The 8,273-nt window shown below is 61.9% G+C and carries 9 protein-coding genes; 4 read left to right on the top strand and 5 right to left on the bottom strand.

Annotated elements, in window-relative coordinates; genetic code table 11:
• Positions 1–137 precede the first annotated feature (137 nt).
• Positions 138–1,091 (bottom strand): LysR family transcriptional regulator, encoded by a 954-nt coding sequence (locus tag RV1423_RS27770; RefSeq protein WP_051517014.1) that lies wholly within the window; start codon positions 1,089–1,091, stop codon positions 138–140.
• Positions 1,092–1,260: 169 nt separating this feature from the next.
• Here RV1423_RS27770 and RV1423_RS27775 point away from each other — a divergent pair, with 169 nt between their 5' ends.
• Entirely contained in the window at positions 1,261–1,920 is a 660-nt protein-coding gene (locus tag RV1423_RS27775) for a response regulator transcription factor (protein WP_051517015.1), read from the top strand.
• A gap of 33 nt (positions 1,921–1,953) precedes the next feature.
• On the opposite strand, the gene RV1423_RS27780 is transcribed toward RV1423_RS27775, so the two are convergent.
• Both RV1423_RS27780 and RV1423_RS27785 read right to left on the bottom strand, forming a co-directional pair.
• On the bottom strand, positions 1,954–2,250 hold the full coding sequence (locus RV1423_RS27780; RefSeq protein ID WP_051517016.1) for a hypothetical protein: 297 nt from the start codon (positions 2,248–2,250) through the stop codon (positions 1,954–1,956).
• A 94-nt stretch (positions 2,251–2,344) separates the two neighbouring features.
• Positions 2,345–3,307 (bottom strand): GlxA family transcriptional regulator, encoded by a 963-nt coding sequence (locus RV1423_RS27785; protein WP_034303871.1) that lies wholly within the window; start codon positions 3,305–3,307, stop codon positions 2,345–2,347.
• Positions 3,308–3,408: 101 nt separating this feature from the next.
• Between RV1423_RS27785 and RV1423_RS27790 the strand changes: the two genes are divergently transcribed.
• The 3 genes from RV1423_RS27790 (at position 3,409) to RV1423_RS27800 (ending at position 7,432) form a co-directional block, all read left to right on the top strand.
• Positions 3,409–3,717: a putative quinol monooxygenase gene (locus RV1423_RS27790; RefSeq protein WP_034303872.1), complete on the top strand. Its 309-nt coding sequence runs from the start codon at positions 3,409–3,411 to the stop codon at positions 3,715–3,717.
• Positions 3,718–3,900: 183 nt separating this feature from the next.
• A complete protein-coding gene (locus RV1423_RS27795) occupies positions 3,901–4,461 on the top strand; it encodes a recombinase family protein (RefSeq protein WP_034303873.1) in 561 nt (186 codons plus the stop codon).
• Between the two features lies 1 nt (position 4,462).
• On the top strand, positions 4,463–7,432 hold the full coding sequence (locus RV1423_RS27800) for a Tn3 family transposase (protein ID WP_034303874.1): 2,970 nt from the start codon (positions 4,463–4,465) through the stop codon (positions 7,430–7,432).
• Positions 7,433–7,464: 32 nt separating this feature from the next.
• Here the strand turns inward: RV1423_RS27800 and RV1423_RS27805 are convergent, their stop codons facing one another.
• Together RV1423_RS27805 and RV1423_RS27810 are read right to left on the bottom strand one after the other, a co-directional pair.
• Positions 7,465–7,809 carry a copper-binding protein gene (locus RV1423_RS27805; RefSeq protein ID WP_051517017.1) on the bottom strand — a complete coding sequence of 115 codons (345 nt, stop codon included), beginning with the start codon at positions 7,807–7,809 and terminating at the stop codon, positions 7,465–7,467.
• A 29-nt stretch (positions 7,810–7,838) separates the two neighbouring features.
• Positions 7,839–8,273 (bottom strand): efflux RND transporter permease subunit (locus RV1423_RS27810; RefSeq protein ID WP_034303878.1); only part of this gene is annotated, 435 nt, incomplete at its 5' end.

Genomic DNA, 8,273 nt, shown 5'->3' on the forward strand with positions numbered 1-8,273 from the left:
CCTGTTTGCGGAAGCGGAGACCGGCGGCTACCGCCGCAGCGGCATCGGCCGCCTGCATGGCTACGAGGGCCTGGCGGACTTCCTCGAGACCAAGCACATCTTTCGCAACGCCGGGCTGGTGTAAGGCGGCACCCTGGCTACGCGCCGAGGTCGGCGCCGTCGCTTGCGTCGGCCGGCTCCGGCTCATGCTTTTTCCTGCGCAGGAGCATGTTCTGCGCCAACATGGCGATGAACAGCCTGGTGGCGGGATTGAGCGGCCGGCGCGGGTGAGCGACGCTGACGACTTGCCGGATCAGGCGCGGCGAGACGATGGTATGAGCGCGCAAGCTGCCGGCGCTCAGTTGTCGATGGACCGCAATATGCGGAACGATGGTGGCAAGCTGGGTCTGTTCGACCAGATTGACCGTCGTGACCAGTGAATCGATCTCGAATTTCGGGTTCAGTTCGACATTCTCGTTCTGCGCGAAACTATCGATATTGCTGCGCAGGCCGTGGCCGCGCGTCGGCAGTATCAGTTGCAGGTTGAGCGCGGAAAGCTGGCGCAGCGTGAGGCGCGGCGGCACGGCGCCCTCATGCCCCGCGCTGGTAATGAGCACCATCTCTTCGTCGACGATGTGTTCGACGTCCAGCGCCAGCGGGCGGCGCGGCTTGTTGACGATCGCCGCGTCGAGCTGGCCGCCCGACACCCAGTCGATCAGCGTGTTGGTGTAGCCGTCGGCCACCTTGACGCTGACGTCCGGGTACTGGCTCGAAAACACGCCGAGGGTGTCGGCCAGCACACCCTCGGTAATCGAGGCGATCAGGCCAATACTGACCTGGCCGCGGATGGCGTCGTCGTTGCTGAGTAACTGGGCATGGGCATTCGAGAAGTCGCGCATGATCGGCAGGAACAGGCGGTACATCTCCCGGCCCGCCGCCGTCGGCACCATTCCCCGCTTGCTGCGCTCGAACAACTGCTGGCCGATCTGCTCCTCGAGCCTGGCGATCTGCATGCTCAGCGCAGGCTGCACGATGTTGAGGCGATGCGCGGCACGGGTCACCGTTCCTTCTTCAAAGAGCGAGATGAAGTAGTGGATCTGGCGAAATTCCATAGGCAGGCGCGAACGACGCGCACGAAACGGTTAGACCAACCATCTTAACGCATGCGGACCTGAAACTCCGGCAGCATTTCCAACTGCGAGTCGTCTCGATGTATGGATATTGATGCGATGTACGATCGAACCGAACCAGCGATATGGCCACACATACAAGGAGGTCGGCATGGATCTGCTTACTGAACATCTCACGCTCGCCGAAGACCCGCTGCACACGATACGGGTGGTGGTCGCCGACGGGCATCAACTTGTCCGCGAGGGGGTCAAACGGGTCGTAGCGGTGGATCCGGGCATCGTGGTGGTGGGGGAAAGCGCCGATCTGGCGGCCACCAGGCCCGACGTGCTGCTGCTCGACCTGAGCCTCAGTGGCACGCATGAACTGGACGCGCTGCGCGCGGTCACCGAGCGCTTTGCCGGCATGCCGGTCCTCGTGCTCAGTTCGCACAGCGAGGCGCAGTTCGGCATTGCCGTCCTGCGGCTCGGTGCTGCCGGCTACCTCTGCAAATCGCTGGCCGCCGACGTCATCGTCAAGGCCATCCGCAAGGCGCACGCGGGTGGGCGCTACTTGAGCGAAACCCTGGCCGAGCTGCTCGCCGAGAAGCTGGCGTCGCCACATCCGCGCCACCCGCACGAACTGCTGACCGAACGGGAACACGACGTGTTGCGCCTGCTGGCCCTGGGCAGCCCGGTCAAGCAGGTTGCAGGCAAGCTCGACATTAGTATCAGTTCCGTCAATACCTACCGCGGCCGCATCTTCACCAAGCTGCGGATCAAGAGCAATGCCGAGTTGATCCGCTATGCGATGCGGCACCGGCTGGTCAGCTAGGCCGGCGTGGCCGGCGCTACCCCGGCGGCACCATCAGAACAGCCTGACATTGCCATCCGCGTCCCAGTCGACCTGCGTGATGCCCGGTTCCTCCCGCTCCAGGCGCAGCAGTTCGCGTTCGTGCGCGCTCGCCTGCGCGGGCGCCGCACCGGACCGTGCGCGCAGGCGCGCATCGTGGTAGTCGAAGGCCGCCTGCAGCGTCGCCACCAGTTCCCGGCTCTGCCATGGCTTGGCCAGGTAGCGAAACACTTCGGCGCGGTTCACCGCCGCAACGATATCGCTGCGCTCGGTCGTGGCGCTCAGCACAATGCGGACCGCATCCGGCTGCAAGCCCTTGATGGGGTCGTCTCAGAAAACGGAAAATAAAGCACGTTAAGCCGGATTTGCGCTGGGCCGTGACGTGCTTTGTGCTTAGCTGCGCTATTTAGCCATGTCGCTCGCGCAGCGCACGCACGCCGCGACCTAGTTTGCGACGCAACAAGGTGCGCAAGGTCGTGCCGTCGGAATAGCCGACCAAGCCGGCGATGCGCTCGATACTTTCCTCGGTCGTCTGCAATAAGTGCACCGCGCGCTCCACGCGCAAGTCTTGGAAATACGTCAACGGCGACTTGCCCAGCACGGCCTGCAGGCGCCGTCCCAGCGTCCGTTCGCTGCTGCCCACGGAGCGGGCGGCATCGCTCATCGAAAAGCCCAGGGCCAGTCGCTCTCTGGCCCACTGTTCGAAGCGCTCGACGATCGGGTCGGCATGCGCTACCTGATCGGCAATCATGAACACTGCTTGCGACGCGCGCGGCTCGATTAGCAGGTAGCGCGCGCATAGCGCGGCCAACGTTGGGCTCTGGCCACGCACCACGCCCAGCCCCAGATCGAGATGGGCCAGCGCCGCGCCTGCCGTGGTGAAACCGGGCGAATTAACCAGCATCCGTGATTCGTCGAGCGCCACCAGCGGATAGCGCTGATGAAACAGCGCTGATAGCCACCAGGATGTGGTCGCGCTTTGTCCGTCGAGCAGTCCGGTTTCGGCCAGCACGAAGGTGCTGGTGCAGGCGGCTCCAATATGCACGCCTGCTGCGGCCCATTGCCGCAGCCAGGTGCCAGCCTCGATGACGTCGGGACGCGTCAACGCCGCTAACAAAGGCTGCGGCATTTTGCTGCCCAGTGCGGGGAGCAGCACGACATCGGGCCTGGGCAAGGCCGTCACCCGCGTGACGGGAACGCTCAACCCCTGCGCCGTGTGCACCTCTTGGCGCACTCCCACTAGGCGCATGTCTAGCTGCAACGAAGACTGCTCGCGCTGCCCCAACTCGTTGGCGGTACCGATGACGTCCAGCAGCGACGCAAGGCCAATATCGAATACCCCATTGAGGGCAAATACATAGATGAGCATGGCGGATAATATATCATTAATGGCGATTCCGCCACTATACTCCGCTACCGCTCGAGCCTAAGATTTGTTCCTCCATCAACAACTCTCAAGGAACACACATCATGGTCAAGCTTGCTATTCGCGCCACACTGGTCGCAAAACCTGGCAAGGAAGCCGCCGTCGAAGCATTTCTCAAGAGCGCACTGCCGCTGGCCATGCGGGAGGCCGGTACCACGCTCTGGTTCGCGCTCAAGATCACGCCGTCGACGTTTGGCATCTTCGACGCCTTCGCCGACGAGGCGGGCCGTGACGCGCATCTGGCCGGGCCGATCGCCGCTGCACTGATGGCACAAGCGTCTGAACTGCTGGCTCATGCGCCCGTCATCGAAAAAATCGACGTGCTGGCCGTTAAGTTGCCAGCAGCGAGCTGAAAGCACAAGGAAATCGTGCGCCAAGCCGTTGGCCTGTTCACGTTGTCCAGTTGACCTATACCCTAACTAGGCGTCAGGCATTGCGTCCGACATGCGTCAGGATGTAGTCCTATTGAGCCTTTATTGACACACTCAATAAAGGCTCATAGATTCTTTCTTGACACATTAGCGCAGGAGACGCACATGAAAGGTCAACGCATCGGGTACGTGCGGGTCAGTAGCTTCGACCAAAACCCAGAACGCCAGCTAGAACAGAGCCAGGTGGACAAGGTGTTCACCGACAAGGCTTCGGGCAAAGATACGCGGCGCCCGCGGCTCGACACGCTGCTGACCTTCGTGCGCGAAGGCGATACCGTGGTGGTGCACAGCATGGATCGCCTGGCGCGCAACCTCGATGACTTGCGCCGTCTGGTGCAAATGCTCACCAAGCGCGGCGTACGCATCGAGTTCGTCAAGGAATGCCTGACCTTCACCGGCGAGGACTCGCCGATGGCGAATCTGATGCTGTCCGTGATGGGTGCATTCGCCGAATTCGAGCGCGCCCTGATCCGCGAAAGGCAGCGTGAGGGCATCGCGCTCGCCAAGCAGCGCGGTGCCTACCGGGGCCGCAAGAAAGCGCTATCGCCAGAGCGTGCGGCCGAACTGCGTCAGCGCGCGAACGCTGGTGAGCAGAAGGCGAAGCTGGCCCGCGAGTTTGGCGTCAGTCGGGAGACCCTGTATCAATACTTGAGAACGGATCATTAGCATGCCACGTCGTTCCATTCTGTCCGCCACCGAGCGGGATAGCCTGCTGGCGTTGCCGAACACCAAGGACGATTTAATCCGGCATTACTCACTCAGTGATAGTGACCTTTCGATCATCCGGCAGCGGCGCGGGCCTGCGAATCGGCTGGGCTTCGCGGTGCAGCTATGCTACCTCCGCTTTCCGGGCATTGTCCTTGGCGTCGATCAGCCGCCGTTCCCGCCCTTGCTGAAACTGGTCGCCGACCAGCTCAAGGTCGGTGTTGAAAGCTGGAACGATTACGGGCAGCGGCGGGAACAGACTCGGCGCGAACATCTCGTCGAGCTGCAAACTGTGTTCGGCTTCCAGCCGTTCACCATGAGTCACTACCGGCAGGCCGTTCACACATTGACGGGTCTGGCCATGCAGACCGACAAGGGCATCGTACTGGCCGATGCCTTGATCGAACATTTGCGGCAGCAGTCGATCATCTTGCCCGCACTCAACGCCATCGAGCGTGCCAGTGCCGAGGCCATCACCCGCGCCAACCGGCGCATCCACGAAGCCCTGTACGAGCCGCTGACGACCGGGCATCGCCGCCGCCTCGACGATCTGCTGAAACGCCGAGACAACGGCAAGACGACCTGGCTGGCCTGGTTGCGCCAGTCGCCCGTCAAACCGAACTCGCGCCACATGCTGGAACACATCGAACGCCTCAAAGCCTGGCAGGCGCTCGATCTGCCTACCGGCATCGAGCGGCTGGTTCATCAAAACCGGCTGCTCAAGATCGCCCGCGAGGGCGGCCAGATGACACCCGCCGACTTGGCCAAGTTCGAGCCTCAGCGGCGCTACGCTACTTTGGTGACGGTGGCCATTGAGGGCATGGCCACCGTCACCGACGAAATTATCGACCTGCACGACCGCATCCTGGGCAAGCTGTTCAACGCCGCCAAGAACAAGCATCAGCAGCAGTTCCAGGCATCGGGCAAAGCCATCAACGCCAAGGTGCGCCTGTACGGGCGCATCGGCCAGGCGCTGATCGACGCCAAACAATCGGGCGGCGACCCATTCGCCGCCATCGAGGCCGTCATGTCTTGGGATGCGTTCGCTGTGAGCGTCACCGAGGCGCAAAAGCTCGCGCAGCCCGATGACTTCGATTTCCTGCACCGCATCGGCGAGAGTTACTCCACCTTGCGCCGCTACGCGCCGGAATTCCTCGACGTGCTCAAGCTGCGGGCCGCGCCCGCTGCCAAGGACGTTCTCGACGCCATTGAGGTGCTGCGCGGTATGAACACCGACAACGCCCGCAAGGTGCCCGCCGATGCGCCGACCGGCTTCATCAAGCCGCGCTGGCAGAAGCTGGTAATGACCGACACCGGAATCGACCGGCGCTACTACGAACTGTGCGCCCTGTCGGAACTCAAGAACTCCCTGCGCTCGGGCGACATCTGGGTGCAGGGTTCGCGCCAGTTCAAGGACTTCGAGGACTACCTGGTGCCGCCCGCGAAGTTCGCCAGCCTCAAGCAGTCCAGTGAATTACCGCTGGCCGTGGCCACCGACTGCGACCAGTACCTGAGCGAGCGCTTGGAGCTGCTGGAAGCGCAGCTCGCCACGGTCAACCGCATGGCGGCGGCGAACGATCTGCCGGACGCCATCCTCACAGAGTCGGGCCTGAAAATCACGCCGCTCGATGCGGCGGTGCCGGACACTGCGCAAGCGTTGATCGACCAGACGGCCATGATCCTGCCGCACGTCAAGATCACAGAATTGCTGCTTGAAGTCGATGAATGGACGGGCTTCACCCGCCACTTCACGCACCTGAAATCGGGCGATCTGGCCAAGGACAAGAACCTGTTGCTGACCACGATCCTGGCCGACGCGATCAACCTGGGGCTGACGAAAATGGCCGAGTCCTGCCCCGGAACGACCTACGCCAAGCTCGCCTGGCTGCAAGCCTGGCATACCCGTGACGAAACCTACGGGGCGGCGCTGGCCGAACTGGTGAACGCCCAGTTCCGGCACCCGTTCGCCGGGCATTGGGGCGATGGCACTACGTCATCGTCGGACGGCCAGAACTTCCGAACAGGGAGCAAGGCCGAGAGCACCGGACACATCAATCCAAAATATGGCAGCAGCCCAGGGCGGACGTTCTACACCCACATCTCCGACCAGTACGCGCCGTTTCATACTAAGGTGGTCAATGTCGGCGTGCGCGACTCGACCTACGTGCTCGATGGTCTGCTGTACCACGAGTCCGACCTGCGCATCGAGGAACACTACACAGACACGGCGGGCTTCACCGATCACGTCTTCGCCTTGATGCACCTGTTGGGCTTCCGTTTCGCGCCGCGCATCCGCGACCTGGGCGACACCAAGCTCTACATTCCCAAGGGCGAAACCACCTATGATGCCCTCAAGCCGATGATTGGTGGCACGCTCAACATCAAGCATGTCCGCGCCCATTGGGATGAAATCCTGCGGCTGGCCACCTCGATCAAACAGGGCACGGTGACGGCCTCGCTGATGTTGCGCAAGCTCGGCAGCTATCCGCGCCAGAATGGCTTGGCCGTAGCCTTGCGCGAGCTGGGGCGCATCGAGCGCACGCTGTTCATCTTGGACTGGCTGCAAAGCGTCGAGCTGCGCCGCCGCGTCCATGCCGGGCTGAACAAGGGCGAAGCCCGCAACGCGCTGGCCAGGGCGGTGTTCTTCAACCGGCTGGGCGAAATCCGTGACCGCAGCTTTGAGCAGCAGCGCTACCGTGCCAGCGGCCTCAACTTGGTGACGGCGGCTGTCGTGTTGTGGAACACGGTCTACCTGGAGCGCGCAGCGCATGCCTTGCGTGGCAACGGCCATGCCGTCGATGAGGCGCTGTTGCAGTACCTGTCGCCACTGGGCTGGGAGCACATCAACCTGACCGGAGATTACCTCTGGCGCAGCAGCGCCAAGATCGGCGCGGGCAAATTCAGGCCGCTACGACCGCTGCAACCGGCTTAGCGTGCTTTATTTTCCGTTTTCTGAGGCGACCCCTATTTGGCTGGACGTATTCCAGTGATCACAGGCGCCGCACCGCTCCCTTTTAGGTCGAAGGAAACCTGCTCACCGACCATGAGTCCACGGAGCAATTTCTCATCAGCTACTGTGAAGCCCATGGTCATCGCTGGCCAGTTAAGTTCTTTGATGGGCTGATGAGCCAAATTAATGGTTTTCTGCTTTACATCAATAGCTTTGATGACGCCTATACCGTGTGCGGTCTTCTCGGTCTGCTCACTTTTACCCATATTGCTCATATTCCCCATGTCCGCAGCAAAAGCCGACGGCGCGCCAAGGAAGACAATAGTAGTGAATGCGGCAATGACTAAACGATTCTTCATGATGAATTTCCTTTCAGGTTAAAAATAGATCAAGCCTGTACAGCTTTGGATTGGCGACCGCGCATCAGGCGATACCCGGCCGGGATGACAAACATCGATAGCAAGGGAGCCGTGATCATGCCGCCGACCATGGGTGCAGCGATGCGGCTCATGACTTCGGAGCCGGCACCACTTCCCCACAAAATGGGCACTAGGCCAGCCAGAATTACGGCGACGGTCATGGCCTTAGGACGAACGCGAAGCACGGCACCCTCCCGAATCGCGTCTTCAAGAATGGAGATCGTCAGCGTCGCTCCTGTTCCCTGTCGAGCAGCTACCGCCTGCTTCAAGTACAGCAGCATAACCACGCCGAATTCGGCTGACACGCCCGCTAAGGCGATGAATCCCACACCGGTGGCAACCGACAGGTTGTAGCCTTGCAGATAGAGGAACCAGATGCCACCGACCAGCGCGAACGGCAGCGA

It is taken from the genome of Herbaspirillum sp. RV1423, assembly GCF_000577615.1.
Taxonomy (GTDB): Bacteria; Pseudomonadota; Gammaproteobacteria; order Burkholderiales; family Burkholderiaceae_D; genus Herbaspirillum.

Excerpts from the sequence above, each read along its gene's own strand:
- RV1423_RS27770 (WP_051517014.1), bottom strand. The coding sequence starts at position 1,091 with ATGGAATTTCGCCAGATCCACTACTTCATCTCGCTCTTTGAAGAAGGA.
- RV1423_RS27775 (WP_051517015.1), top strand. The coding sequence starts at position 1,261 with ATGGATCTGCTTACTGAACATCTCACGCTCGCCGAAGACCCGCTGCAC.
- RV1423_RS27785 (WP_034303871.1), bottom strand. The coding sequence starts at position 3,307 with ATGCTCATCTATGTATTTGCCCTCAATGGGGTATTCGATATTGGCCTT.
- RV1423_RS27790 (WP_034303872.1), top strand. The coding sequence starts at position 3,409 with ATGGTCAAGCTTGCTATTCGCGCCACACTGGTCGCAAAACCTGGCAAG.
- RV1423_RS27795 (WP_034303873.1), top strand. The coding sequence starts at position 3,901 with ATGAAAGGTCAACGCATCGGGTACGTGCGGGTCAGTAGCTTCGACCAA.
- RV1423_RS27800 (WP_034303874.1), top strand. The coding sequence starts at position 4,463 with ATGCCACGTCGTTCCATTCTGTCCGCCACCGAGCGGGATAGCCTGCTG.
- RV1423_RS27805 (WP_051517017.1), bottom strand. The coding sequence starts at position 7,809 with ATGAAGAATCGTTTAGTCATTGCCGCATTCACTACTATTGTCTTCCTT.